General features: G+C 38.0%; 24 protein-coding genes and 2 pseudogenes. 21 read left to right on the top strand and 5 right to left on the bottom strand.

Translation table 11 applies throughout. The features are described 5' to 3' along the window. Positions 1-44: 44 nt before the first annotated feature. From MKX69_RS06495 to MKX69_RS06460, 8 genes are read left to right on the top strand one after another with little or no spacing between them, the layout of a single operon-like run. Positions 45-821: a dihydroorotate dehydrogenase electron transfer subunit gene (locus MKX69_RS06495; RefSeq protein ID WP_341009408.1), complete on the top strand. Its 777-nt coding sequence runs from the start codon at positions 45-47 to the stop codon at positions 819-821. Next, positions 818-1,750 carry a dihydroorotate dehydrogenase gene (locus MKX69_RS06490; protein WP_002337698.1) on the top strand — a complete coding sequence of 311 codons (933 nt, stop codon included), beginning with the start codon at positions 818-820 and terminating at the stop codon, positions 1,748-1,750. The genes MKX69_RS06495 and MKX69_RS06490 overlap by 4 nt, the downstream gene beginning before the upstream one ends. After that, positions 1,747-2,463, top strand: coding sequence for an orotidine-5'-phosphate decarboxylase (gene pyrF / locus MKX69_RS06485; RefSeq protein ID WP_002299720.1), 717 nt, complete (start codon positions 1,747-1,749; stop codon positions 2,461-2,463). Before MKX69_RS06490 ends, pyrF begins: the two co-directional genes overlap by 4 nt. 6 nt (positions 2,464-2,469) lie before the next feature. Beyond that, positions 2,470-3,099 (top strand): orotate phosphoribosyltransferase, encoded by a 630-nt coding sequence (gene pyrE / locus MKX69_RS06480; RefSeq protein WP_341009406.1) that lies wholly within the window; start codon positions 2,470-2,472, stop codon positions 3,097-3,099. Next, positions 3,087-3,401: a hypothetical protein gene (locus MKX69_RS06475; protein ID WP_002288892.1), complete on the top strand. Its 315-nt coding sequence runs from the start codon at positions 3,087-3,089 to the stop codon at positions 3,399-3,401. The genes pyrE and MKX69_RS06475 overlap by 13 nt, the downstream gene beginning before the upstream one ends. A gap of 37 nt (positions 3,402-3,438) precedes the next feature. Continuing rightward, a complete protein-coding gene (locus MKX69_RS06470; RefSeq protein WP_024635180.1) occupies positions 3,439-4,080 on the top strand; it encodes a YfbR-like 5'-deoxynucleotidase in 642 nt (213 codons plus the stop codon). A 42-nt stretch (positions 4,081-4,122) separates the two neighbouring features. After that, positions 4,123-4,815, top strand: a complete 693-nt coding sequence (locus MKX69_RS06465; protein ID WP_172436436.1) for a carbonic anhydrase family protein — start codon at positions 4,123-4,125, stop codon at positions 4,813-4,815. Next, positions 4,812-5,714 (top strand): LysR family transcriptional regulator, encoded by a 903-nt coding sequence (locus MKX69_RS06460; protein ID WP_002288888.1) that lies wholly within the window; start codon positions 4,812-4,814, stop codon positions 5,712-5,714. Before MKX69_RS06465 ends, MKX69_RS06460 begins: the two co-directional genes overlap by 4 nt. 157 nt (positions 5,715-5,871) lie before the next feature. Here the strand turns inward: MKX69_RS06460 and efbA are convergent, their stop codons facing one another. Beyond that, the gene (gene efbA, locus MKX69_RS06455) at positions 5,872-7,578 is read right to left on the bottom strand and encodes a fibronectin-binding protein EfbA (protein WP_341009402.1); all 1,707 of its coding nucleotides are present in this window, start codon (positions 7,576-7,578) and stop codon (positions 5,872-5,874) included. Between the two features lie 189 nt (positions 7,579-7,767). Between efbA and MKX69_RS06450 the strand changes: the two genes are divergently transcribed. The 11 genes from MKX69_RS06450 (at position 7,768) to MKX69_RS06400 (ending at position 18,079) form a co-directional block, all read left to right on the top strand. Further along, entirely contained in the window at positions 7,768-8,391 is a 624-nt protein-coding gene (locus tag MKX69_RS06450; protein WP_341009399.1) for a hypothetical protein, read from the top strand. Positions 8,392-8,840: 449 nt separating this feature from the next. Continuing rightward, positions 8,841-9,890: a tryptophan ABC transporter substrate-binding protein gene (gene trpX, locus MKX69_RS06445; protein WP_341009398.1), complete on the top strand. Its 1,050-nt coding sequence runs from the start codon at positions 8,841-8,843 to the stop codon at positions 9,888-9,890. Then, complete coding sequence (locus tag MKX69_RS06440) at positions 9,887-10,768, top strand: ABC transporter permease (protein WP_341009396.1); 882 nt, start codon at positions 9,887-9,889, stop codon at positions 10,766-10,768. Before trpX ends, MKX69_RS06440 begins: the two co-directional genes overlap by 4 nt. A 2-nt stretch (positions 10,769-10,770) precedes the next feature. Continuing rightward, positions 10,771-11,541 carry an ABC transporter ATP-binding protein gene (locus tag MKX69_RS06435; protein ID WP_002309294.1) on the top strand — a complete coding sequence of 257 codons (771 nt, stop codon included), beginning with the start codon at positions 10,771-10,773 and terminating at the stop codon, positions 11,539-11,541. Positions 11,542-11,820: 279 nt separating this feature from the next. After that, positions 11,821-12,675, top strand: coding sequence for a shikimate dehydrogenase (aroE, locus tag MKX69_RS06430; RefSeq protein ID WP_341009393.1), 855 nt, complete (start codon positions 11,821-11,823; stop codon positions 12,673-12,675). A 177-nt stretch (positions 12,676-12,852) separates the two neighbouring features. Then, positions 12,853-14,016 (top strand): LCP family protein, encoded by a 1,164-nt coding sequence (locus MKX69_RS06425; RefSeq protein WP_341009391.1) that lies wholly within the window; start codon positions 12,853-12,855, stop codon positions 14,014-14,016. A 116-nt stretch (positions 14,017-14,132) separates the two neighbouring features. Then, positions 14,133-14,543, top strand: coding sequence for a VOC family protein (locus tag MKX69_RS06420; RefSeq protein ID WP_002299733.1), 411 nt, complete (start codon positions 14,133-14,135; stop codon positions 14,541-14,543). Positions 14,544-14,716: 173 nt separating this feature from the next. Beyond that, entirely contained in the window at positions 14,717-16,939 is a 2,223-nt protein-coding gene (gene topB, locus MKX69_RS06415) for a type IA DNA topoisomerase (RefSeq protein ID WP_341009389.1), read from the top strand. 63 nt (positions 16,940-17,002) lie between these two features. Then, entirely contained in the window at positions 17,003-17,287 is a 285-nt protein-coding gene (locus MKX69_RS06410; protein ID WP_179189392.1) for a hypothetical protein, read from the top strand. Positions 17,288-17,447: 160 nt separating this feature from the next. Beyond that, on the top strand, positions 17,448-17,684 hold the full coding sequence (locus MKX69_RS06405) for an AbrB/MazE/SpoVT family DNA-binding domain-containing protein (RefSeq protein WP_002289715.1): 237 nt from the start codon (positions 17,448-17,450) through the stop codon (positions 17,682-17,684). Beyond that, complete coding sequence (locus tag MKX69_RS06400) at positions 17,681-18,079, top strand: type II toxin-antitoxin system death-on-curing family toxin (protein ID WP_192453562.1); 399 nt, start codon at positions 17,681-17,683, stop codon at positions 18,077-18,079. Before MKX69_RS06405 ends, MKX69_RS06400 begins: the two co-directional genes overlap by 4 nt. Positions 18,080-18,738: 659 nt before the next feature. Here MKX69_RS06400 and MKX69_RS06395 read toward each other — a convergent pair. Then, positions 18,739-19,656 (bottom strand): L-lactate dehydrogenase, encoded by a 918-nt coding sequence (locus MKX69_RS06395; protein ID WP_151403386.1) that lies wholly within the window; start codon positions 19,654-19,656, stop codon positions 18,739-18,741. Positions 19,657-19,980: 324 nt separating this feature from the next. Next, positions 19,981-20,925, bottom strand: a complete 945-nt coding sequence (locus MKX69_RS06390) for an AraC family transcriptional regulator (RefSeq protein WP_341010515.1) — start codon at positions 20,923-20,925, stop codon at positions 19,981-19,983. A 192-nt stretch (positions 20,926-21,117) separates the two neighbouring features. Between MKX69_RS06390 and MKX69_RS06385 the strand changes: the two are divergent. Further along, positions 21,118-22,359, top strand: a pseudogene (locus MKX69_RS06385) (MFS transporter). 21 nt (positions 22,360-22,380) lie between these two features. Further along, positions 22,381-24,396, top strand: a pseudogene (locus MKX69_RS06380) (alpha-L-rhamnosidase-related protein). A gap of 82 nt (positions 24,397-24,478) precedes the next feature. Here MKX69_RS06380 and MKX69_RS06375 read toward each other — a convergent pair. Continuing rightward, positions 24,479-25,852, bottom strand: coding sequence for a PTS ascorbate transporter subunit IIC (locus MKX69_RS06375; RefSeq protein ID WP_341009384.1), 1,374 nt, complete (start codon positions 25,850-25,852; stop codon positions 24,479-24,481). Positions 25,853-25,877: 25 nt separating this feature from the next. Then, the gene (locus MKX69_RS06370) at positions 25,878-26,162 is read right to left on the bottom strand and encodes a PTS sugar transporter subunit IIB (protein ID WP_002286047.1); all 285 of its coding nucleotides are present in this window, start codon (positions 26,160-26,162) and stop codon (positions 25,878-25,880) included. Position 26,163 lies beyond the last annotated feature (1 nt).

Here is a 26,163-nt window from a genome sequence, read left to right as displayed (position 1 = left end):
CATGTTAAGACAAAAAGACGAAAAACCGTTGCAGGAGGGGACAGATGAAACAAGAAATGATGGAAATCGTTCAGCAAAAACAGCTGGCACCAAAGATTTTTGAAATGACATTGAAAGGTGATCTAGTAAAAGAAATGCAGCAACCAGGACAGTTCTTGCATATTCTCGTGCCGCGTGCAGACTTGCTATTACGCCGACCGATTAGCTTGAATCATATCGACCACGAAACAAATACTTGCCGTATCATTTATCGGGTGGAAGGTGAGGGGACTAGAGTCTTCTCTACTCTTTCTGCCGGAGACCATTTAGATGTCATGGGTCCTTTAGGCAATGGTTTTGATTTGTCCAATCTTCATACAGGAGACGAAGTATTTATAATCGGTGGAGGAATCGGTGTCCCTCCTCTATATGAGTTATCAAGACAGTTAGTCGAAAAAGGAATTAAGCCAACGCATTTTTTAGGTTTTGCCACACATGAAGTCGTTTATTATGAAAAAGAATTTAATCGTCTAGGAGAAACAAGAATCGCTACTGACGATGGAACATACGGTATGCACGGAAATGTCGGTAATTTATTGTTAGGAACGAAGACGGAACCTACAGCTGTTTTTGCATGTGGTTCAAACGGGTTATTGAAGACAGTGGAACAGCTGTTTTCTTCGCATCAAAATGTCCAGTTATCATTAGAATCCCGCATGGCATGTGGGATAGGGGCTTGCTATGCTTGCGTTTGTCATACGCCGGAAGATGAAACAGGAACAAAAAGTGTGAAAGTTTGTGACGAAGGACCGATTTTTAAAATAGGAGAGGTAATTATATGAATGAGAATCCTTTAGCAGTCAAGCTCCCCGGTCTAGAATTAAAAAATCCTATCATGCCGGCAAGCGGCTGTTTCGGTTTTGGCAAAGAATACGGAAAATACTATGATTTGAATCAGCTTGGATCGATCATGGTCAAGGCAACGACTCCAAATGCCCGCTTTGGCAATCCCACGCCAAGAGTGGCGGAAACACCATCTGGCATGTTGAATGCAATTGGTTTGCAAAATCCTGGTCTAGACGTTGTTATGCATAAACTTCTTCCAGAATTAGAGGAGTACAATGAGTTACCCATCATCGCAAATGTTGCTGGTGCTTGTGAAGAAGACTATGTAGAAGTTTGTAGCAAAATTAGCGAAGCGCCAAATGTGAAAGCAATCGAGCTGAATATTTCTTGCCCAAATGTCAAACATGGCGGAATTGCTTTTGGAACAGATCCTGATGTTGCTTTTCAATTAACACAAGCAGTAAAGAAAGTTTCTTCTGTTCCTGTCTATGTCAAATTGTCCCCAAATGTAACAGACATCGTTCCAATCGCTCAGGCAATCGAAGCTGGAGGGGCAGATGGGTTTACGATGATCAATACTCTTCTTGGTATGCGGATTGACCTTAAGACAAGAAAACCGATTTTAGCCAATCAAACAGGTGGACTCTCCGGACCAGCAATCAAGCCTGTCGCTATTCGTTTGATTCACCAAGTAGCAAGTATATCCAGCCTTCCAATCATTGGGATGGGCGGCGTGCAGACAGTGGATGATGTTCTTGAGATGTTTATGGCTGGAGCAAGTGCTGTAGCTATAGGGACCGCGAATTTCACCGATCCGTATATCTGTCCTAAACTAATTAAAGAGCTCCCTGTCCGAATGAGCGAACTAGGCATCGAATCGCTGGAAAGATTAATCAAAGAAGTGAGAGAGGAACGTGAACGATGAATCAACTAGACCAACGACCAATTATTGCATTAGATTTTTCAACTAGGCAAGAGGTAGAAGACTTTCTTCGATTTTTCCCGAAAGAAGAAAAATTGTTTGTGAAAATCGGAATGGAATTGTTCTACCAAGAAGGACCTGAAATCGTACGTTATCTAAAAGAGGCTGGTCATAATGTATTTTTAGATCTGAAACTTCACGATATTCCGAATACGGTCGAAAAAGCAATGCGGGGATTGGCAAAGCTTGGTGTTGATCTCACCTGTGTTCATGCCGCTGGCGGTATTCGTATGATGGAGGCGGCAATGCGAGGATTAGAAGAGGGGACTCCAGAAGGTGGAAAACGTCCGCTACTTCTAGCTATCACTCAGCTTACTTCTACAAGTGAAGAAGAAATGCATGCCGATCAACTAATCGAAGTTTCTTTAGAAAAAAGTGTGATCCATTATGCTAGCTGTGCCAAAAAAGCAGGATTAGATGGTGTGGTTTCTTCTGCTTGGGAAGTAGAAGCGATCAAAGAAATGGCAGGAGACGAATTTGTTTGCTTAACTCCGGGTATAAGACCAGAAGGAACAGTCGCAGGAGATCAGACAAGAGTAGTCACACCTTCTCAGGCAAAAGAGATCGGCTCAACTTTTATCGTTATAGGTCGACCAATCACTCAGTCAACTAATCCTTATAAAGCATATCAAACGATTCAAACAGAATGGAGCTAACCTAAAATGAATGTTGAACAAAGTATCGCAAAAGACTTATTAGAAATTGAAGCAGTATTTTTAAATCCAAGTAATCCTTTTACATGGGCAAGTGGAATCAAAAGCCCAATTTACTGTGATAACCGAATCACGATGAGCTATCCAAAAGTCCGAAAAGAGATCGCAAAAGGATTAGCAAGCAAAATCAAAGAAGCTTACCCTGAAGTACAAGTGATTGCTGGAACTGCAACAGCAGGAATCCCTCATGCCGCATGGGTAGCGGAAATACTGGATTTGCCAATGGTCTATATTCGAAGTAAGCCGAAAGATCATGGGAAAGGTAACCAAATCGAAGGACGTATATTTGAAGGTCAGAAGATGGTTGTGATCGAGGATTTGATTTCTACAGGCGGAAGTGTCTTGGAAGCAGCTGAAGCAGCAAAAAGAGAAGGTGCGGATATCCTTGGTGTTGCGGCTATCTTTACGTATGAGTTGCCAAAAGGAAAAGCAAATTTCGAAAAAGCCGAAATCCCTCTTATGACGTTGACCAATTATTCTGTATTGATTGAAGCAGCTTTAGAAGATCGTTATATCGATGAGCAAGAATTAACTCTGCTAAAAGAATGGAAAAAAGATCCTGAAAATTGGCAGATTTAAGCGCGCTTGATGAAGATAGAGAAATCCGATTTGTGTCTCCAGAATCATCAATTGGAATAGCAAAAATCCAAAAACTGATTGCGAGAAGCATCTTTTCATCAGGTATGAAAAGAAACTTCTATCGTGATCAGTTTTTGATTTTTTTAAAATTCATTTTTCTAAGACTGGTTAGCAGAAAGAAGAGAATAATCTCTTCTCTTTTTTCTATTATATATAGATTTTCTCTATTTTTTGGTAAGGGAGCTGTTTCAAAAATGGTAAAGAGCGGAAATGTTGCGAATATCAGTTATTTAATGATATGATATTCGGAAAAAGAAATCTCAAAGGGAGGTAACTTTTATGGGATTGAATGAATTTATTTTAGGATTGAACAATTTAGAGACGATCACAAGGGCACCTGGATTTTTTAAATATACAGAGCATACAGTAGCAGCACATTCGTATCGTGTAGCATCTATTGCGCAAGTTCTAGGAGACATTGAAGAAGCGAATGGACAACCGATCGATTGGAAACTGCTCTATGAAAAATCATTGAATCATGACTACACAGAGCGTTTTATTGGTGATATCAAAACGCCGGTGAAATACGCAAGCAAAGAGTTAAGAGGGATGCTGCAAACAGTTGAAGAAAAGATGACGGACGAATTCATCAACCAAGAGATTCCAACTGAGTTCCAAGAAGTTTATCGCCGTCGGTTGTTCGAAGGAAAAGATGAAACCGTAGAAGGAGAACTATTAGCCATTTCAGATAAGGTTGACCTTCTTTATGAATCTTTTGATGAAATCATCAAAAATAACCCGGAAAAAGTTTATAAGGAGATGTTCATTGAGGCAGTGACTACGATTAAAAGCTTTGAACATCGGCCTTCTGTTCAGTATTTCTTTAAAGAGATATTTCCGGAACTATTGAACCAGGAATTTTATGGAAAAGAGGCGTTTTTAGAAACCGTCTCAACGATTGTAAAGAAAGAAGAAAAATAAAAATGATATGAGATGCAGGGGGAAGTATAGTTGAAAAAGAATATGGATGTCGAATGGGGCTATTCTGGAGACAAAGGTCCGGAAAATTGGGCGAGTTTATGTGATTGGTTTGCGAGAGGTGCGGAATTTCCATTGCAGTCGCCTATTCATTTGACCAAGGGGGAAGAAACCAAAATAGAAGGAGACACGCTTTCCTTTCATTATCAAAAGCAACGGTTTACTGACAAGGAATTCAAAAACACGATTCATTTAGTACCTTTTGACCAACTCAGTTATGTAGAGTTCAAGAAAGAACGCTATTATTTGACAGATATTCATTTCCACTTGCCTTCTGAACATATCATCAACGGAAAACAGGAAGATATTGAATTTCATTTTGTTCATATGAACAGCAAAAAAGAGAATCTAGTCGTGGGTGTCATGTACCAGCTAATGGAACAGGAAGGTTGGCTGTATAATCAAGAAAATGGGGAAAGTTGGAACTTAGAAAAACATGAGCATTGGGTAAATCCGGATGTGTTCTTTCCGGAGCAAAAAAGCCATTTCCATTATATTGGCTCATTGACAACTCCGCCTACCAGCGGGCCAATCCAATGGTTTGTAATGGATCATGTAGGAAAACTGAACCAAGAGTTTCTTCTCCCCTTCGATGGTCAGTATGCTCGACCGAACAACCGACCAATCCAGCCCTTGAATGGAAGAGAAATTTATTATTTCGAGGAGTTTGAGCAATGAATATCCAGCAGATGAAATACGTGGTCGCTGTAGCAAACAATGGTAGTTTCAGAGAAGCGGCAAAGAAAATGTTTGTCTCCCAGCCAAGTCTTTCAGCTGGTATCAAAGAATTAGAAACCGAGTTAGGGATCACGCTGTTTACTCGAACGAATCGAGGGGCATATTTAACAGAAGAAGGGCAAGACTTCTTAAATCGTGCCGAGAAAATATTGGTCCAGCTTGATACATTAGAAACTCACTATCTAACGAGTGAAAAGAGAGACAATTTTTCGATCGCTGCCCAGCATTATGATTTCTTAGGTCCTTTGACCGCACAGCTACTCGAGGAATTCAAAGACGAGATCAAACAATTTCGGATCATGGAGACGACAACAGCGAGAGTGATCGAAGAAGTCAAAGAGCAGCACAGTGAGATCGGCATTATTTATATGAATGAGCATAATCAAGCTGGTATCAGAAGATATTTACAACAAGGAGAGCTAAGTGGCCGCAGCATTGGAAAATTCAAAACGCATATTTTTTTAAGGCAAGGACATCCATTAGCTGAACACGCAGAGATCACCAAAGAAGAATTGTTATCTTATCCTCAAGTTCGTTTTACACAGGATGGAAATAATTTCCCGTATTTTTATGAAGACCTTATCGAGATCCCTGATCAAGAAACAGTGATTTATACGAGTGATCGAGGTACTTTGATGAATATCGTTCTTGAAACTGATGCTTACGCTTCAGGATCTGGTATTGTGATTGGAGGGATTCGCGAGCATTTGCGGTTAATCCCTTTGGCAGAAGGCGAACTAAATGAATTTTATATCATTTATTCGGCGAAACGTCCGCTCAGTGAAATCGCTCAAAGATTTATCAAAGAGCTTACTCGGTTACTGGACCAGCAGAGCTAAGAAAAGCAGATGAGAACGCTGTTTATTGAACACCGTTAATCAAAAAAGAGGGGTTGTGACAGAATTTTGTCACAACTCCTCTTTTTGTAGCAAACAATTTATAACTAATTGCTGTTGTGGGAAAGTACGCAAATATGATTCTAGAAACACTCATTGATTACCTGTTTTGTTTCATAGCTGTAATTTTTTCTTCTTCTGGTGTCACGATAATCGTCTTTTGGTTTTCATAAATAACATAACCAGGCTTGGCGCCATTTGGTTTTCGGATATGCTTTACCTGTACAAGATCAACCGGCACTTGGGCAGAGTATCGGTATTTTGAAAAATAGGCAGCTAACTCGGCAGCTTCTGTAATTGTTTCATCTGAGGGCTTGTCACTTTTAATGATGACGTGCGAACCGGGTATATTTTTTGCATGAAGCCAATAGTCGGTTTTTTTAGCTGTCTTCATTGTCAGCTGGTCATTTTGAAGATTGTTTTTACCAACAAGAATGAGCGTTCCGTCAGAAGAAAAGTATTGATCAGGCTGAGATGGTTTCTTACGTTTTTGTTTTTTTAAGTTCTTCTTTTTCAGGTATCCTTCTGAAGTCAATTCTTCTTTGATTGCTTCGATATCCATTGGGCCGGCAATTTCCAGTTGAGATAAGACAGATTCAAGATATTGAATTTCATCTTTGGCTTCTTGGATTTGTTCGCCAATCAACTTAACAGCGTTCTTCAGCTTTTGGTAACGATGGAAATATTTCTGTGCATTTTGATTTGGTGTCAATGCCGGATCTAGTGCTATTTTGATTGGCCGATCTTCTTCATAATAATTAGGTAAAACAACTTCTTTTGCGCCCCGTGGTACTTGTGTCAGAAAAGTAGTAAGTAGTTCGCCATCTCTACGGTAATTCTCAGCGTTTTCGGATTCTTTGAGTGTTTGTTCACGTTTTTTCAATTTATTTTTATTTCGTTTTAGTTCATTTTCGATTTTTCGAATCAGTTCTCCGCCTTGTTGTTTTGCCCGATCTTTCTCTGCTTTTTCGTGATAATAGCTATCTAATAATTGACTGAGTGTTGGATAAGCTGTTACAGCAGATGCTTGTTCGGACAATACCTGATAAGCAATCGGTGTGAAAAAATCTTTATTTTCCGTTTCGTAAAAAGTAGGAATAGGCTGATGGCTGATGGCTGAGAAAAATTCGTCCCATACAACCATCTTTTCATTAGGACGTTCAAGTAATCTTTTGGTCAGCTCTTGAGCGGTATCGAAACCGATTCCCTGAAACTGACGTTGGATTGATTTTGGCTCTAGTTCAGTTTGGGAAATCCGCTGAAAGATTTTTTCTTTCTCGGAGCTAAATGGGTTCAAGACTTCTTGTTTTGGCGGAGCAACATATTCTACACCAGGAAGCAAAGAACGATAAGTGTTTTGAGAGCTTCCAATGTGTTTGATCGCATCCAGTATTTTTCCAGTTTCTCGATTAACTAAGACGATCGTACTATGACGTCCCATTAATTCAACGATCAATATGATATTTTGTAGATCACCCAACTCGTTTCGTTTAGCAAAGTGGAAATGGATCACTCGATCATTTTCGATTTGTTCGATGTCTTCTAAAATAGCGCCATCCAAATATTTTCGAAGCATCATCACGAAGTTAGGCGGATTAACAGGATTCTGATAATCGATTTTGGTAATCTGTACACGAGCATAACTTGGGTGCGCAGATAATAATAATCGATGGTTTTTGCCGCGTGAACGAATCACCAGCACGATTTCATTTTCATAAGGCTGATGGATTTTCGAGATCCGGCCAGATAGTAACGTTTCACGCAATTCGTTGACCATCGCGTGGGTAAATACACCATCAAAGGACATGGTTCATTCCTCATTTCTTTTCATAAGTATATTCATTATAACGAAAAAAAGAAGAAAAACCAATTTGGCCGAATAGTAAAGCAAAAGTCTAGAAAAATCTTGGACTAATTACATAAAAAACAGTGTTTCTATCGTTGAAATCCAAATTTTTAGGTATAATAAAAAATAGGAGAAAAAGTAGAAAAGAAGGTGTTTGTTATTTGGGAAGTAGTTAAATCGAGAGTACAAGAAATGAATGAACATTTCTCAGTGTCATTCGCAGAAAATCCAAGTAAGTATTTTCGACGTCTTGTGTTTCTGCTCATCTTATCATTGCTGTTAACAGTTGCAATGTTTTTATTGCCGGAAAAAATCCGAGAAGAGCAAGTAAATAGTCTCGTTTATTCGTCCATACCAACCAGCAAATTGAAACCTTTTGATTACAGCCAAGCTGATCAGAAAATCAAACAAAGCCCGGCGATATCGGTGATGTTCAGCAAACCGAACGGGAAAACCTATCAGGACATGCTTGATGTTTTTAATGATCCCGAGCTTATGGAAGAATTGAATCGACCGATCTTTTATTATCCGATCGTTTATAATGTACATGAACTGGAACAAAAATATAACATACGAACGGATGAAGTGACATTTATTTTCTTTGATGGAGGAAAAGAAGCAAATCGGATAACTGCGGGTAAGGGAGGAATAACTGATTTTGATAAGGAGTTGATCCCTGAACTGAATCGACTTCCGTTAGCCAATATCAAACAATTAGAAGAAGAATTGGATAGAACGGGAGTAACTTCCCGAAATTCCGAGATTGCTAATTGAGACATTGGCGTGATGAAACGGTGGGTCTATATAGCGCTATTTTTTAATTATCAGAACAAGTGATGTTTGATCTTCAAAATAACAAATGAAAAAAATGAAAAATATAGTTGACGGAATTCAAAAATTCGATTAGACTTAAATCAATTCTTAAGGAAAGGGTGACCTGTAATGAACTTATCAAAACGTATTTCAGCAGAAAACAAAAAAAATTGGCGCAGCTGGCGTAGATAAGTTGTATTAATGGTGAGACTTTCCCATAGATACAACTTTTTAGAGTGCATTTCTAAAGCTTGTATCTATGCTAGACATGAACATTGACTGCCGCATAGATGAGAATCTATGCGGTTTTTTGTGTAAAGACAATGACCGCTTTGGCCATTGTCTTTTTTTAGACTGGATACTTGCCTGATTATAATAAATAAAAAGATTGACTTTGCAGGAGGAAAAAAATGAAAAACAAACGTTTAATAACAGTTGTAGTAATTATTTTAGTTTATTTAGCAGGTGCATTTATTTATGGAAAAGCCTCAGGCGAAAAAGAAAGTACTTCGACGAACCAGACAAAAAAAACAACAGTTGTTGGGGTATTGCAATACGTGAGCCATCCGGCATTAGATGAGATTTATCGAGGAATCAAAGATGGTCTGAAAGAAGAAGGATTAAAAGAAGGAGAAAATCTTGAGATCAGATTTCAAAATGGACAAGCCGATCAGAGCAAGCTAGCCACAATGAGTCAACAGCTAGTACAATCTGATCCAGATGTCTTGATTGGAATCGCAACACCTGCCGCTCAATCATTAGCAAACACGACTTCATCGATCCCAGTTGTGTTAGGTGCTGTAACGGATCCTGTGGGGGCTGGATTAGTCGCTTCTTTAGAGAAACCTGGTGGTAATGTAACAGGTGTTTCTGATCAGCCGCCTGTTGCTTCACAAATCAAGCTTGCTTCTGATTTGTTGCCAAATGCAAAAAAAGTCGGAATCTTGTATGCTTCTTCAGAGGATAATTCAAAATACCAAGTAGCACAAGCAGAAGAAGCTGCAAAAAAAGAAGGGTTAGAATCAGTAAAATATGCGGTGCCTTCCACTAATGAGATTGCACAAACGGTTCAAGTGATGAGCCGACAAGTCGATTTTATCCATGTTCCATTAGATAATACCATTGCCAATGCGATGCAAACAGTGGTAAAAGAAGCAAACAAAGCAAATATCCCCGTCATTCCATCTGTGAATACAATGGTGGAACAAGGTGGACTAGCAACAATTGGGATCAATCAATATCAATTAGGGCTTCAAAGCGGAAAGATGGCAGCAGAACTTGCGAGCGGAAAAGAAAAACCGGAAACGACGCCTGTTTATACATTTGATCAAGGGGATACAGTGATCAATCAATCTCAAGCTGATCGCTTGGGAATCACTATTCCTCAATCGATGAAGGAAAAAGCCAAAATCATTACAGATGACTCGCAGCAAGAAACATCTAAGGAGGATGACAAATGATCGTATCAGCTATTTCACAAGGCATGCTTTGGGCAATATTAGGATTAGGAATTTTCATGACTTATCGGATCTTAGACTTTCCTGATATGACGACAGAAGGGTCCTTCCCATTAGGTGCTGCTGTCTGTGTGACAGCTATTACTCATGGGATAGCGCCGATTGTAGCTACATTATTAGGCGTAGGTGCTGGCATGATAGCAGGAATCGTTACGGGGCTACTTTATACTAAAGGAAAGATACCGGTTATTTTAGCAGGGATTTTAGTGATGTCAGGATTGAACTCAGTTATTTTGTTTGTGATGCGAACACCAAATCTTTCTTTATTGAACCATCCGATTCTACAAGACAGTTTTCATCGCTTTGGGTTACCGAATTATTTTGACACAGTCTTTCTTGGCTTGATCTCTTTAGGCATCTTGATTGCTGTACTGCTATTCTTCTTCAATACAGATTTAGGTCAAGGCTATATTGCGACAGGAGACAATGAAACGATGGCTCGGTCGTTAGGGATAAAAACCGATCGTATGAAAATTTTAGGTTTGACTTTGTCGAACGGTGTCATTGCATTATCCGGTGCGCTGATTGCCCAGAATGACGGATATGCAGATGTAAATAAAGGGATTGGCGTGATCGTCATCGGTCTTGCTTCCATCATCATCGGTGAAGTGATCTTCCAAGAATTGACGCTAGCAGAAAGATTGATTGCTATCGTTGTCGGTAGTATCATCTATCAGTTATTAATCTTAGTAGTGATCAAACTCGGGTTTGACACGACTTATCTGAAGTTGTTCTCCGCTATCATCTTAGCTATCTGTCTGATGATCCCACAATTGAAGAAAGCACTGAACTTAAAAACGGGTTTTGAGAAGGAGGCATAGTAATGACTGATATATTGACAATCAAAAATGGCAGAAAAGTCGTAAACAATGGAATGAATGAAGAGAAAGTATTATTGGATGAAATTAACCTTACAATCAGAGAAGGGGACTTCATCACTGTCCTTGGCGGGAATGGTGCTGGAAAAAGCACACTGTTCAATACGATCGCTGGTACGCTTCAACTCAGTCAAGGATCGATTTCTTTTAAAGATCAGCTGATCACAAAAGATTCAGAAGAAAAAAGAGCACGATTCCTTTCTCGGGTTTTCCAAGATCCTAAGATGGGAACGGCTCCCCGGATGACTGTAGCAGAAAATCTGCTACTTGCACAAAAAAGAGGACAAAAGCGGAAATTCCGTTTACGTAACTTGAAAAATCAAAAAGAAGATTTTTTTAGACTATGTCAAGAAGTCGGTAATGGCCTAGAGCAACACTTGGATACTCCAGCGGGTGAATTATCTGGTGGTCAACGCCAAGCATTAAGCTTGCTGATGGCGACGATCACAGCTCCTGAGTTACTATTATTAGATGAACATACTGCAGCTTTAGATCCTAAAACAGCTAAAGCATTAATGCAGTTAACAAATCAGCGGATCAATGAACAAAAATTGACTTGTCTTATGATCACGCATCGAATGGAAGACGCCTTGAAATACGGAAATCGTCTGATCGTACTCCAAAAAGGGAAAATCGTTCAGGATCTTTCTGAAAAAGAAAAGCAACATTTGACAATGGGCGACCTTTTGCAGTTCTTTGAAGAAGTAGTGGATTGATTTCGACAGAAAAATCCCTTTCAGTAGAAGGACTTGAAAACTCATTGACATCTTCCTTTAATTCATCCTATACTTAAAACAATAAACAATTGAACATATTTGGGTGTTTTGTAGGATCACGTAGTCAATGATTTTTAACAATTAAATAGAATATTCTTTGCTCTGACAAGTGAACGAAGAGAAAAGAATTTGCTACTTTGCCACCTAGACGTTTCGTACTTTTTCGTATCAAACGCTAAGTGGCTTTTTTTATTGAAGTAAGAACAAAGGAGGAATAAGATGATTTCTGGACAAACCAAATTAGCTGGGCTCTTTGCTGATCCAGCTTCTCACAGTTTATCTCCATTGATGCACAATACTGCTTTTGAAGCAAACGACATCGATGCGGTGTATCTAGCTTTCAAAGTAAATTTAATGAATTTGAAGCAAGCAGTCGAAAGTATTCGAACTTTTGATATGTTAGGTGTAAACCTTTCGATGCCAAATAAAACAGCGGTTATTCCTTATCTGGATGAGGTAAGCCGGGAAGCACAATTGATCGGAGCAGTGAATACGATCGTGCACGAAAAGGGTCGTTTGATTGGCTATAATACCGATGGTGCGGGCTTCATGCAATCCGTGCAAGAAGCTGGGATTTCGGTCAAAAAGAAAAAAATGACTCTACTGGGCGCTGGAGGGGCAGCAAAGGCAGTCACTGTTCAAGCAGCGTTAGGCGGCGCTAAGGAAATCGTAGTTTATAAACGAAACAACCAAACATTCGCTCAAGTAAAAGAAACATTTGAACGACTTAGCTATCAAACTTCTTGTGAGATAAAAGTTTGTGATTTTGCCGATACGGATCTATTAAGAAAAGACTTGAAAGAAAGCTGCCTTCTAGTCAATGCAACAGATATCGGGATGGGAAAGAAAATCGATCAGTCACCGCTCTTAGATATAAACATGATGCATGAGAATCTAGCGGTTTTTGATTTGATTTATGCACCTAGAGAAACACGTTTATTAAAAGAAGCAAAAAAAGTAGGAGCAAAAGGATACAATGGACTTGGCATGTTGATCTACCAAGGAGCAATCGCGTTTGAATTATGGACAAAGGAAAAGATGCCGATCCATGTGATTGAAAAGCTGTTTGATTAAAAAAGGATAATAGATAAAGATCTTTTATTCTCGCATAAACGGTCTCAAGAAAAGTAATCCTTTATGTATCGAAGCATTTATTTCGTTATTTTTTATTAAATTATCAAAAAATGATAGGCTTTTGTCGATTGGTTATCGTATCCTTTATTTATCAGTAAGAAACGAGGAGGAACCACAATGAGTCGGATGGATCGCTATAAGGACATCCATAAGAAGGCGAAACCTCTGAAGCGGGATACGGGGAGTATTTTTGCTAGAAGAGAACGAAAACGAACGCGTATGGAAAATAAGGAAGATGCTACCCGTATTTATGAAAGAGAGCAGCATTCATTTGAACATTTGAACCAATACGAGCAACAGATATACAGAGATGCACCAAGAGCAGAAGAACAACAAAAAAATAAAAAATTTTTCAATCGGCAAAAGAAGAACAAACCGTTAAAACCTCGAAGAAAGCGATCGTGGAAAAAAATCATTCTATCGATTTTGCTTGTTTTGATCCTTTATTCAGGTATCTCATTTTTTATTGGTAAATATGTAGCTGAACATGACACAAGCTTAGAGGCAGCGACTTCAGAAAACTTTCATGGGCAAAAAGTGACGAATGGTGCGCATAATATTTTGATCCTTGGAAGTGATACACGCGGAGAAGATGCCGGGCGAGCCGATACGATCATGGTCTTACAGTTGGATGGTCCTTCCCATAAGCCGAAACTGATTTCTTTTATGCGTGACAGCTTCGTTACGATCCCAGGGGTAGGACAAAATAAGATCAATTCAGCTTATGCATACGGAGGAGCCGATCTAGTGCGTCAAACTTTAGTAGAAAATTTTGGAATCGATTGTCAATACTATGCGAAAGTCGATTTCAAATCGTTTGAAAAAGTGATCGATGCCTTATTCATGAACGGAGTGAAGATCGATGCAGAAAAAGATCTGAATCTGGATGGTGTAGATATTAAAAAAGGGGTCCAGAAGATGGATGGACATGTTCTTTTGCAGTACGCACGTTTCCGAATGGATGAACAAGGAGACTTTGGCCGTGTCAGACGCCAACAGCAAGTAATGAACGCTATTTTCAGCCAATTGAAGAATCCATTGAATCTGATCCGTGCACCTTATGCAGCTGGTAAAGCTTTAGGGTATACATCCACAGATGTCACTGCTTGGTTCTTGACGAAAAACCTCTTTTCGATTGCACGAGGAGCTGGTGGCATTGATCGAATAAGTGTGCCAGTAGACGGTTCGTGGAATTATGGGCAAAGTGATTATGCTGGCAGTATTCTTGAAATTGATAATCAAATGAATCAATCTGCTATTACAGATTTTTTGAATAAATGATCATAAAAAAGATCAAGAAGAAGCTGCGCAAGGCTTTTGTCATGAATCAATCAAACGATTCACTCGTAAAAAACGCTTTCTTATGGTAGATTTAACCAAGAGAGGAGCTGTTTACATTGGATATCTATCTGAACTTCAAAAATGAGTCGCGTGAAGCCATCGCTTTTTATGAAAAAGTTTTTGAGACTGAAGCATCAGGTATCACCACATACGGTGAAATGCCTGGAATAGAACAAATGAACTTGCCAGAAGAAGCAAAAAATCTAATCACGAATGCACGGCTGAACATTTATGATACATTAGTTATGTTTGCAGATACGCCAGAAGGAATTGGTCCTGAATTAGTTGTGGGAAATAATGTTTCTTTAGTCATCCAGACAAGAAATGAAGAAGAAACGAAGCGCCTATTTGAAAGCTTAGCTGAGGGTGGTAAGATTGAGATGCCACTGGATGCTGTTCCGTGGGCTCAATTGTATGGGATGGTAACTGATCGATTTGGCATCAACTGGCAGATCAACCAAGAGTGACAGCTAAAGATGAATATTTTTTGGAAACATCATGCAGCAAACGGAATATCGTTTGTTTGCTTGATGTTTTTTGTGCCTATTTCGACTATACGGTATCTTTTTTTTATTGCCAGATGCGAAAATATGTTCCATAATAGAGAAGTCCGCAAAAATCAAGTAACGGAGGTCAGAAGATGAAGACGGTAATACTAGCTGAAAAACCTTCACAAGCAAAAGCCTATGCCGAAACCTTCCAACAGCGAAAGCGACATGAAGGGTATTATGAAATCAGCGATCCATTGTTTGCTGGTGAAGTAACCATCACTTATGGTTTTGGACATTTGGTAGATATGGTTGCTCCAGGAGCTTATGAAGAGCGTTGGGCAAAATGGTCGTTAGAAAATTTGCCTATTTTCCCAGAAACCTTCCGTTACGAAGTTCCAAGGGACAAACGTACACAATTTTCGATCGTAAAACGAGAGTTACAGTCAGCTGATACCATCATTATTGCAACAGATGGTGATCGAGAAGGTGAAGCCATCGCGTGGTCGATTATTCGACAAGCAAACGCATTTTCTAAGGAAAAGAACTATTTACGTTTGTGGATCAATTCTCTTGAAAAAGAAGCAATCTATGATGGTTTTAAGAATCTTCAACCTGGGAAGAACTATTTTCCAAAATATAAAGAAGCGCAAGCAAGGCAGAACGTTGATTGGCTGATTGGAATGAATGGAAGTCCATTATATAGCTTGCTACTTCAACGAAAAGGGATTGATGGCAGTTTTTCTCTTGGTCGTGTACAAACACCGACACTCTATATGATTTATCAGCTGCAAGAAGAAATCAAACACTTCAAAAAAGAAACGTACTTTGAAGGAGAAGGTTTAATTACGACAAACAAAGGGCAGTTTTCTGGAAAAATCGTACCAAAAAAAGCATTTAAAACCCAAGAAGAGTTAACGAAGGAAATGGAAAAACTTGGAGCGCATTTAGGTAAGCAAAACGGACGGATTCTTGAAGTTACGAAAAAGGAAAAGAGGTTGCATAGTCCACGTTTATTTTCACTATCTAGTTTGCAGACAAAGATGAATCAGCTAATGAAAGCAAGTGCCAAAGCTACACTTGATGCTGCTCAAGGATTGTACGAAAGCAAGTTTCTAAGCTATCCAAGAACGGATTCCTTTTACATTACAGAAAATGAGCATCAGTATCTGGTTAAACATCTGCAAAATTATAAAAAATTTTTAGGAATAGAAGAAGTACAGACAACTGAGATCAAAGCAAAGAAACGATATGTCGATGCGAAAAAAGTTCAAGAACATCATGCAATTATTCCGACAAAGACGATTCCGACTCCTGCACGCTTTGCGAAGCTTTCCAAATTACAGCAAGCAATCTATTTGCAAGTTTTGCGCACTACTGTGGCTATGTTTGCTGCAGATTATATCTACGAAGAGACGACCGTAATGACGGGCGTACAGCAATTAAAGCTAAAAGGCATCGGAAAGATCCCATTACAGCAAGGTTGGCAGGAAATCTTACGCATCAAGTCAAAAAAGAAAGAAGCTCAGACTCTTCCTCCTATCGTAGAAAATGAAGAAGCAGAAGTAGAACTGAAAAGTATGGAGAAAGAAACACAACCTCCAAAACCCTATACCGAAGGAACGTTGATCACAGCAATGAAAACTGCGGGAAAAACGCTGGATAATGATGAAGCGCAAGAAATTCTCAAAGAAGTAGAAGGAATAGGGACAGAAGCTACACGAGCCAATATCATTGAAAATCTTAAGCAGAAGCATTACATCGAAGTCAATAAAAACGAAATAACTGTTACGCCAAAAGGAATCACTCTTTGTAAGGCAGTAGCCAATGAACCATTACTGACGAGCGCAGAAATGACTGCGCGCTGGGAAGGGTACTTGAGAAAAATTGGTAAACAAGAGGGGACACCATCTGTTTTTTTAGAGAATATCAAAAAATTCATCCTACATTTATTAGCAGAAGTTCCTAATCAAATCGACAAGGTAGACTTTTCAGATGAGATTAGCGGGACACGACAGATAAAAGCGATGGAGAAGAAAAACGATCAATTAGGAAGATGTCCAAAATGTAAAAAGGGAATAGTCATGCTTTATCCTAAAATCGCTACATGCTTGAATCCGGAATGCGACTTCAAATTGTGGCCAACAGTAGCTAAAAAGAAGCTGACTAAAACGAATCTCAGAGATTTGCTTTCAAAAGGAAAGACAAGTAAAGTTGTCAAAGGTTTTACTGGTAAAAAAGGGAAATTCGATGCAGTTTTAGTATTAAAAGAAGATATGACAATCGGTTTTTCTTTTCCTTGGATCGAAAACAGTGGAACAAAAGCAGTTGATGGAAACAAAGAAACATCAAGCAAAAATGTTGGGGTAGGCTGATTTTATATAGATAGCAAGGAGTTTTTTTATTTGAAAAAAGTGCATTCATTTTTAAATTATCTTATGGGAGCAATTACGATTGTGGCTGTGTACCAAGCATTTCTAAAGTATCCTGATTACGGGACGAAGTTGTTGTCATTGACGCACAATCAAACAGCATATTCACCAACGTTGATTTTATCGACTTTGACTGCAGGAGCTAAAAGCGCTACTTATTTTTTTCATAAAACGACAAGCATGCTAAAGCGAAAGAAACAGCGAAAACAATTGTTGATGGTGGTAGCGGCTATGATCATTATTTATTTTCTACCAGTTATTACACAAGTTTTTTATCAATATTTTGGTTAAGAATACGAGAGTTTGTGACAAAAGTCATGTCACAAACTTTTTTTCTTTGTCATTTTTTCGTAAGAAAAAGCAAAATAAAAGTATATACATTGATTAAAAGTATATACTTGGATATAATGTACTTACTATAGAATGAGAATGGTATAGAGGGTGGCGAAATATGAAAAAAATGAAAAAGTATAAAATTAGAAAATCTGGCAATAGCGATGTAACAACTATCCCACCAGAAGTAAAAGAATTCATGGGTGTGCAGACAGGTGACGCAATCAGTTATGTTTTTCAATCTGATGGTTCTGTACGAATGATCAAAGCACAAGAAGAACCTGATATTGATTCATTAGTTGATTCGATCATGAATCAATATGAAGACGCGTTAAAAGATTTGGTTGATTTATGAGGTATCTTTCGACTAAAGAAATTATCAAAATCAACGCGAAAGTTATTTTACGTCACTCGCCAGGCGAAATGATCGGTGTAAAAGATGCAAATGCATTAGATATGGCCGTCAAACAGCCTTCACAAGCAGTATTCAATCAAGAACTCTATCCTGAAATCTATGAAAAAGCGGCAATTTTAGCAATTAATTTAGCTAAAAAACATCCTTTTCATAATGGCAATAAACGAACTGCTCTTGTTGCCATGTTGTTGTTTCTTCAATTGAATAATTGTCCAGTTGCTTTTTCTCGTCAAGAATCTGTTGATTTTATCATAATGATTACCACTAGTTCATTGGATTTCGATTCACTAAAGTCCAAGATAACCAATTATTTACGACAAACCGCAATAAAATGAACGAATTAAAAACTTTATTTCTCAATTAGATCAGCATGTCATTAAGGAATATGCTGGTTTTTTTGTATGGTTAATCATACAAAAAAGTTTTTTCATAAAAATATGGATTAATTTTGAAATAATTGATTTAAAAGGAATACAAAAGAGTGGATAGTAGGAAATAGTGGTCTAGAACTAGTGGACTAGTTTTTTATATATTTTAGTTTACATAATATATATTATACAAAGTAGATTCAAAAAATGATAAACCTCTCTCGAACGGTTTTTTATCAAAAATCGTCATTTTTCCATCAAAATCTGCTTATGCAAAATTATAAAAAAATTTTGCAGTTTTTCTTACTTTTTTTGTCGTTTAATTGAATGATAAAAACCAGTTTCTTTATTCAGTTAATCAAATATGAACGAATTAGATATGAATCATTGTATTTGCCATTGCGGAAGGATTTTTTAATTAACCACAGATAAACATTGATAACGATTCGCTTATTGTAATCAACAGATTAAATTTCATATGTTCATATGTACGGATACATTTTTGGACCGATTAATTTTAACCATTCTGTTTATTTGCTTACCTATTAGATATCAATAAAAAACTGCTTAACAGCTATTTCAGCTGTTAAGCAGTTTTAGGATTTTTAGTTCATATTCATTGTTTCTTATAATACAGTGTTCAATACTTCTCTTAAAGCACTTGTTGATTTGCTGAACATTGCTTTTTCTTCTTCGTTGATTGATAATTCAACAACTTCACGAACACCATTTTCGTCAACGATTGATGGCACACCTGTAAAGATATCTTTTTCGTCGTATTCACCAGTTAAATAAGCAGATACAGGCAATACAGCTTGTTCGTTATTCAAGATAGCTTTTACGATACGTGCAGTACTCATACCAATACCATAGTAAGTTGCTTTTTTACGATCAATGATCTCATAAGCAGCATTACGGACTTTATCAGCAATCACATCTAATTCATCTTGGGCAATACGATGGTCTTTTTCTACAATTTCAAACACTGGTTTACCACCGACAGTTGTATGTGACCATGCAGCAACTTCTGAATCACCATGTTCACCTAAGATATAGCCGTGGACGCTGCGTGGGTCAACTTTTAATTTCAATGCGATTTCTTTACGGAAACGAGTTGTATCCAATGTTGTTCCAGTACCGATAACACGTGATGTTGGCAGACCAGATTCGTTCCAAGCGATATATGTCAAAATATCTACTGGGTTTGAAGCAACAACGATAATACCGTCGAATCCTGATCCCATGATTTCTTTTACGATTTGGCGCATGATTGACGCATTTGTTTTAACTAAATCTAAACGAGATTGACCAGGTTTTTGGTTGATACCAGCTGTGATAACAACGATATCAGCATCTTTACATTCTTCATAGCCACCTGACCATACAGCCACATTTTCATCGCCCCAAGCCATACCATCTAAAAGGTCCAATGCTTCCCCTTCTGCTTTTTCTTGATTCACATCGATCAATACTAATTCATTAGAGATTCCTTGGTTGATCATTGCATAAGCGATACTTGTTCCAACAAAACCTGTACCGACGATTACTACTTTACGACTTGTTTTTTTTCATGAATAAACAGCTCCTTTTCATAACTATTTGTTACTTTCATGAAAAGTATAGTCTTGTTTATTCATTTTATCAACATGTTAATTATAATAGTTGTTATTATAATTTTTGATGGAAACGAATTCCTGAATACGCATAACAGATAAATGACAAATGTTTACACCTATATCCCCTGATAATACAACCAAAAGTTTAGAACTGAAAATAAATCCAAAAAAAATTCGCTGCAACGATATAATAAGACAGCAACCGCACCTAAAACAATTTTCCTTCATATGCTTTAGTGAAAGATTTTCTTCTTAATGTTTATTTCTCCATTCATTGGGAGTACATGTTGAATACTTTTTGAATAATTTGAATAAAGAAGTCGTTTGTTTATATCCGATACGATTAGAGATTTCTTCCAACGAAAAACTCGTTTCTTGAATCAATTCCAACGTAAAGTCGAATTTTTTCTTTAGAACCAGTTCTTGAAAGGAAGCATCAAAATACATTTTCAATTTATTACTAAGATAGACCGGATTGTAGCCAAAATGAGCTGCTGTTTCTTTTAACGTACAAGAAGTAAAATGCTTATCGATATAATCTAATACTCTAAGCATCTCATTTTCTGCGCATCCATCTGCTGATGAAAAGCTTTGTTGTTCTAATAAATGAGTCAATTCGATCAGTAATAGTGATGTATAGAGATTTAACGAACGGATCTTATGACTGTATGTATCAAAATAAATCAACAGCATATTTTCAATCAAATGCGTCAAACGACTTGTTTTTCCGCCGCGAAAATGAATGAATTGTGTATGTTCCCCTTTTTCTTTTGATGCATTGATCAAAAAAGAAGAAAGTAGATTATTTGTGCTTGCCAAATGATTCAATATCTCTGTAGATAAGGTTTCTTCTTTTAATAAGATGTTGATTAAAATATCCTCTTGCCCTGTGTATTCGATTCTTTGAGTAGCTTCTTTATCAATGATCACCACGTCACTTTCTTCCATCTCTATCCTTTCTCCATTGATAATTTGTAAACATGTACCGCTATACATATAATTGATTTCAACAAAATCATGTGTATGCTCGGGAACTTCCGCATATCGACGGTGTTTACTGATATGAATATTTCCCTGTTGAAATAGATCTCCTCGGTGGATTTTTGGCGGTGTCTGAAGATGGTAAGCTAAGTTTAAATCATTGATATTCATTCCTTGTTCACGCTGCAGAGTTTCGATTGATTCTTCGTTACGCAAAAAAGTGTCTAATTCAGCTAGTTCCAATTGACTCCCTCCTTTTTGTAAGTGGTTTCTTTCGCTTATTAGTTTACGCTGTACTGCTATTATATGCAAAGCTATTTTTGGTTTCATAAAGACTTTCTATGGTTGGGACATGAACTTCCTGTGATTCCGCTATTGAGAGAATAACCACTTCATACTATATTTTTGATAAGCGCTTACAAAAATGAAAGGAACATGCTTATGAATAAAAAGATGATGAAATTTTCTCTGCTGTCAGTCTCTCTTATTCTGACTTCTGCTGGTGCAGTCACGTCTGCAATTCCCAGTATGTCAGCTACTTATGTCACGCGTTCTTTATCTGCTGTTGAATTATTAACGACTGCTCCCTCCTTTATGGTCACTATTTTTGTTTTGATTAGTAGCTTTATTGCTAGGAAAATCGGACAAAAACAAACTGTGATCATCGGATTAGTGATTGCATCGATTTGTGGTATCCTCCCCCTCTTCTCACAAAGTTACAGTATTGTCTTAGCTTCAAGAGCTGGACTAGGTATTGGCTTTGGATTGATCAATTCTTTGGCAGTCAGCATGATTGCTGCCTTTTATCACGGAGATGAACGAGCCTCTATGATTGGTTTTCAAAGTGCATTTCAAGGATTTGGTGCAGCTTTAATGACATTTGTTGCAGGACAGCTAGTACAGTTCGGTTGGCAATATACCTTTTTAATCTACGCCATCAGCTTACCTATTCTTGTCTTGTTTGTTTTGTTTGTTCCTACACCTGAAACAACTGAACTTCAATCACATGGCACAGCCCCAACAAGACAAGTAATCAAAACGAATCCTAAAATGATTAGTTATGGTATTTTTCTCTTGCTGGTCATCGTGGTATATAATGCTGTATCGATTAAATTAGCCACAGTCCTGACGACTTATTCTCTAGGAAACGAAACTAATGCAGCGAATATCTTAACAATCATGCAATTGGCAAGTATGGCTGCCGGAGTTTGTTTTGGCTGGCTTCAGACAAAAGCACATCGCTATATGCTTACACTTTCTTTACTACTGATGGGAATCGGCTTTGTATTGATTGCCACTGTGATAAACCTGTATGTGATTGGGTTTGGTGCGATCCTAACAGGAATTTCTTTTTCGTTATTCATTCCTTACTTATTCAACTAAGTAAGTATCCAAGCGCCCAAGCACGCGGAGAGTTTCAATACTTCAATCTTATTGGTTGGCGCTAATTTAGGTACTTTCATTGCACCATATGGTTTGCTCTTTCTCTCTTTTGCTTCTCTTGGGAGTAAAACACTTGCTGTTTTCGTCAATGGCAGTATCTTGCTGTTGATTAGCGCGCTTATTAGCCTTCTAGTAGTACACAGGACGAATAGAAAGACAGTGATAAGAGTAGATGAAGAAATAAAAGAACAATTGACAACAAAATAAATTTGATGGAGGTCGTGTAAAATGACAAATGAAAAACATAAAGATAGATGGCTTTGGTATCCTGGAGACTTTGAGATCCGCCATGGACTGCTACAAAATTTCCAACGGGAAGAACGAGGTTTTGACTGGCCAGCGTACTGGTACATGGATGATTGCCATCGGAACGTCAAGTTTAAGAGATATTACTTTCTTGATCAACCTTCCATGTTTAAAGTGACGATCCAAGGAGTTGGGTATGTAGAAATTAATGGACAAGAACATCCATGTGGAAAATGGCTGACTTGTCCAGCTGGTAAAGCAAAAATTCGTATCTTTGTAGGACATACATCAGGGCTACCAGCGATGTTTATCGAGGGAGACGAAGTAAAATCGGATATTGGCTGGACAGCAAGTAATTTTATTGAAGAATATCCAGCTGGCTGGAGTCCGCTTTATGTCGATATCGCAAAAGACCCAAATCAAATCTATTATCAAAAAGAATGCGTCCATCCAGTCACTGAAACGGAGATTGGCGGAGGAATCTTATTCGATTTTGGGCGAGCAGTGAATGGCTGTGTAGAACTAATATCTCTGGATGACCACATCGAATCTATCACTCTATGTTATGGAGAGTCCGATGTAGAAGCTATGGATATCGATTATTGCTACTATAAGCAAATAGGAATGACAAGAAAAATGAAAGCTCGTAAACGCGCTTTTCGCTATTTGTTTATACCAGAGGTTTCTACTGGAATGGTTCAACTTCAAGTTTTTCATGAATTTTTATCTCTTTCGAAACAAGCTGCTTTTTCAAGCGATTCTTCTTTACTGAATCAGATCTGGTCAGTATCAGAAGAAACATTCAAGTTATGTAGTGATTTGTTTTTTATCGACGGTATCAAACGAGATCGCTGGATTTGGTCTGGAGATGCGTATCAATCATTCATAATCAATCAATATCTTTTTTTTGACGAGGAAATCAATAAACGAACGATATTAGCATTAAGAGGACAAAATGAAATCAAGCAGCATATGAATACTATCGTTGACTATTCGATCTTGTGGCTGATTGGTATCGAAAACCACTATATGATGACGAAAGACTATGAATTTTTATGCATCGTCTACCCTAAGATGCAATCATTAATGAGATACTTGATGGAGCAAACGAATGAATTAGGGTTTATTTATGGGAGAGCAAAAGATTGGATATTTATTGATTGGTCTGAAATGGATAAAGAAGGAACGCTTGCTGCAGAACAAGTCTTATTACTGAAAGCCTATCATTCCATGATCACTTGCGGAGATATCTTAGCTGAAACATATGGAGAGAACGAAAATTATCATACTCATCTCTATCAAGAAAAATATCAACTATTGAAACAAAACCTATTTGACTACTTTTGGGATGAAGAACTTGGCGCTTTTATCGATTGCTATGAATCTGGGAGAAGAAATGTGACGCGTCATGCGAATATTTTCGCTGTTTTATTCGATTTTGCTAACAAAGACCAACAGCAATCGATCTTAAAGAATGTCTTATTGAATGACACTATCACACAGATTACTACTCCATATTTCAAATTCTATGAACAAGATGCTTTATGAAAACTCGGACAGACGAATATCGTCTACCAAACGATTCTTGATTATTGGGGAGGGATGTTATCTCATGATGCGGTAACTTTCTGGGAAGAATACGACCCTACTCAAACAGGAAATGAAAAGTACAGTATGTATGGAGATCCTTATGGAAAAAGCTTATGCCGTGCATGGGGAGCAAGCCCAATCTATCTTTTAGGACGCTATTTTATCGGTTTGTATCCAACAAAGCCAGGTTATGAAGAATTTATGATACAACCTAATCTAGATTCATTTGAAACACTGAATTGTACGCTACCTATCAAAGATGGAAAGATTTCGCTTGAAAAAACAAAAGATAAGATCGTGATTACTTCTGATAGAACAGGCGGAACAGTGAAAATGAATGGTAAAAGTTATCCTCTTCTAGCAAAACAGCCACTTGTCTTAACAAGCTATTCAAAAATAAATGCATAAAACAAAAAACTGCTTGCGACATATCAGAAGACTTTAAATCTTCTTCTGATATTGTCCAAGCAATTTTTATTTTGAAGTTTGCTTAATTCTGTTCTTTAGAAACAATGTTTGTTCTTTTTCCGGCAAAAAGAAAGCTAGATAATACGACAAGTAAAAAGAAAGCGATGATTCCAACTGTCAAGGCCATTTGACCGTATTCTCCTAGTTTCCCAAGTACAAGTCCTGGTACTAGATAATCAGTATCGGCAAATGTAGAAGAAGCGATTTTAAGATCTCCTAATACTGGAAGGATAAATAATGGCAGCCAACTAATCAATAAGCTATTGAAAGCAGAACCTAATACCGCCCCTCTTCTACCGCCAGTCGAGTTGCCGAAGACACCAGAAGCAGCTCCGCAGAAGAAATGTCCTACTACCCCAGGAATGATAACTGTAGTTTGCAAGCCTATCATAGCAAACATGGATAGTGTTCCTACAAAGAAGCTAACAAAAAAGCCAATTAATACAGCATTAGGTGCATATGGAAAAACGATAGGAACATCTAATGCTGGTTTAGAATCGGGTACGAGTTTTTTAGCAATCCCTTGGAATGCTGGAACGATTTCTGCCAATACCATTCGAACCCCTTGAAGGACGATAACAAACCCAGCTGTGAATGTTCCAGCTTGGATCAGTGCAAAGATTACAGCGTTGTCTCCATTGCTTAGTTCTCTTTCAACAAATCCAGGACCAGCTAACAAAGCAAGTGCGACATATACGATCGACATCAAGAGCATGATCGATACAGTAGAATCTCGCAAAAAGCTGAAACTTTTAGGAATCTTTATGTCCTCTGTAGAACGGTCTTTGTTTCCAAAAAACTTTCCGATCCATCCACTAGAAGCATAACCGATATTTCCGGTATGCCCTAACGCAACTTGATTGTTTCCAGTGATGTTCTTCATAAACGGTTGACAAAGAGCAGGCGTAATAGTTAATAGTGTTCCTTCGAAGACCCCGCCTAATAAGATCATCCACAAATTTGCAGTAAACCCCGCGCTCACTAAAATGACTGCTGTTAGACAAGAAACATAAAGCATTGCTTGACCTGTAAGAAAAATGAATTTATATCTTGTGAACCTAGCAAGTAAAATATTCACGATCATCCCTACTAGCATGATCAAAGCAGTAGGTGTACCGTATTGTTGCAAAGCAATCGCCACTACTGCTTCATTGCTAGGAACTACTCCTTGAGTATGCAGAGCTATTTGGAACATCGAAGCAAAAGGGGTTAGTGAATTACTGATTAGACCAGCACCGCCGATCAGTACTAGGAATCCGACAAATGTTTTGATAGTTCCTTGGATCACTTCTGAAAATTTCTTCTTCTGAAGAACGAGACCAAGCAGTGCAATCAAAGAAACGAGGATGGAGGGCTGACTGACGATTGACACAAACAAATTCAACAATTTATCCATTGATAGTTCCTCCCTTGAATCATTTTTATTCTTTTGACAAGATCTTCGTTACTTTTTCTTTTACTTCTTCGCTGTCAATGATCGATTGCAAAGGTACGAGCTTTTCATCAGGTATAGAAGTTAGCGTATCTTTCAAAGAATGCTCAATGAAGAAATAATCAGCCATATCGCTAGATACACTTCCAACATCCGTATGACTTACTTCAAACTCGTCCACATCTGCTCCAAGATCTGCAAGTGCTTGTTTGATGTTCATCTCTACCATAAAACTTGTTCCTAATCCACTTTGACATACTGCAAAAATTTTCATA

It is taken from the genome of Enterococcus sp. FSL R5-0957 (genome assembly GCF_038008005.1).
Taxonomy (GTDB): domain Bacteria; phylum Bacillota; class Bacilli; order Lactobacillales; family Enterococcaceae; genus Enterococcus_B; species Enterococcus_B faecium.
Note: the sequence above shows the minus strand (reverse complement) of the source record. Positions and strands in the feature narration are given on the sequence as shown.

Excerpts from the sequence above, each read along its gene's own strand:
- MKX69_RS06435 (WP_002309294.1), top strand. The coding sequence starts at position 10,771 with ATGACTGATATATTGACAATCAAAAATGGCAGAAAAGTCGTAAACAAT.
- MKX69_RS06400 (WP_192453562.1), top strand. The coding sequence starts at position 17,681 with ATGAGGTATCTTTCGACTAAAGAAATTATCAAAATCAACGCGAAAGTT.
- MKX69_RS06495 (WP_341009408.1), top strand. The coding sequence starts at position 45 with ATGAAACAAGAAATGATGGAAATCGTTCAGCAAAAACAGCTGGCACCA.
- topB (WP_341009389.1), top strand. The coding sequence starts at position 14,717 with ATGAAGACGGTAATACTAGCTGAAAAACCTTCACAAGCAAAAGCCTAT.
- MKX69_RS06490 (WP_002337698.1), top strand. The coding sequence starts at position 818 with ATGAATGAGAATCCTTTAGCAGTCAAGCTCCCCGGTCTAGAATTAAAA.
- MKX69_RS06405 (WP_002289715.1), top strand. The coding sequence starts at position 17,448 with ATGAAAAAAATGAAAAAGTATAAAATTAGAAAATCTGGCAATAGCGAT.
- MKX69_RS06375 (WP_341009384.1), bottom strand. The coding sequence starts at position 25,852 with ATGGATAAATTGTTGAATTTGTTTGTGTCAATCGTCAGTCAGCCCTCC.
- MKX69_RS06460 (WP_002288888.1), top strand. The coding sequence starts at position 4,812 with ATGAATATCCAGCAGATGAAATACGTGGTCGCTGTAGCAAACAATGGT.
- MKX69_RS06440 (WP_341009396.1), top strand. The coding sequence starts at position 9,887 with ATGATCGTATCAGCTATTTCACAAGGCATGCTTTGGGCAATATTAGGA.
- MKX69_RS06425 (WP_341009391.1), top strand. The coding sequence starts at position 12,853 with ATGAGTCGGATGGATCGCTATAAGGACATCCATAAGAAGGCGAAACCT.
- MKX69_RS06470 (WP_024635180.1), top strand. The coding sequence starts at position 3,439 with ATGGGATTGAATGAATTTATTTTAGGATTGAACAATTTAGAGACGATC.
- pyrF (WP_002299720.1), top strand. The coding sequence starts at position 1,747 with ATGAATCAACTAGACCAACGACCAATTATTGCATTAGATTTTTCAACT.
- trpX (WP_341009398.1), top strand. The coding sequence starts at position 8,841 with ATGAAAAACAAACGTTTAATAACAGTTGTAGTAATTATTTTAGTTTAT.
- pyrE (WP_341009406.1), top strand. The coding sequence starts at position 2,470 with ATGAATGTTGAACAAAGTATCGCAAAAGACTTATTAGAAATTGAAGCA.
- MKX69_RS06370 (WP_002286047.1), bottom strand. The coding sequence starts at position 26,162 with ATGAAAATTTTTGCAGTATGTCAAAGTGGATTAGGAACAAGTTTTATG.
- MKX69_RS06410 (WP_179189392.1), top strand. The coding sequence starts at position 17,003 with ATGGGAGCAATTACGATTGTGGCTGTGTACCAAGCATTTCTAAAGTAT.
- efbA (WP_341009402.1), bottom strand. The coding sequence starts at position 7,578 with ATGTCCTTTGATGGTGTATTTACCCACGCGATGGTCAACGAATTGCGT.
- aroE (WP_341009393.1), top strand. The coding sequence starts at position 11,821 with ATGATTTCTGGACAAACCAAATTAGCTGGGCTCTTTGCTGATCCAGCT.
- MKX69_RS06465 (WP_172436436.1), top strand. The coding sequence starts at position 4,123 with ATGGATGTCGAATGGGGCTATTCTGGAGACAAAGGTCCGGAAAATTGG.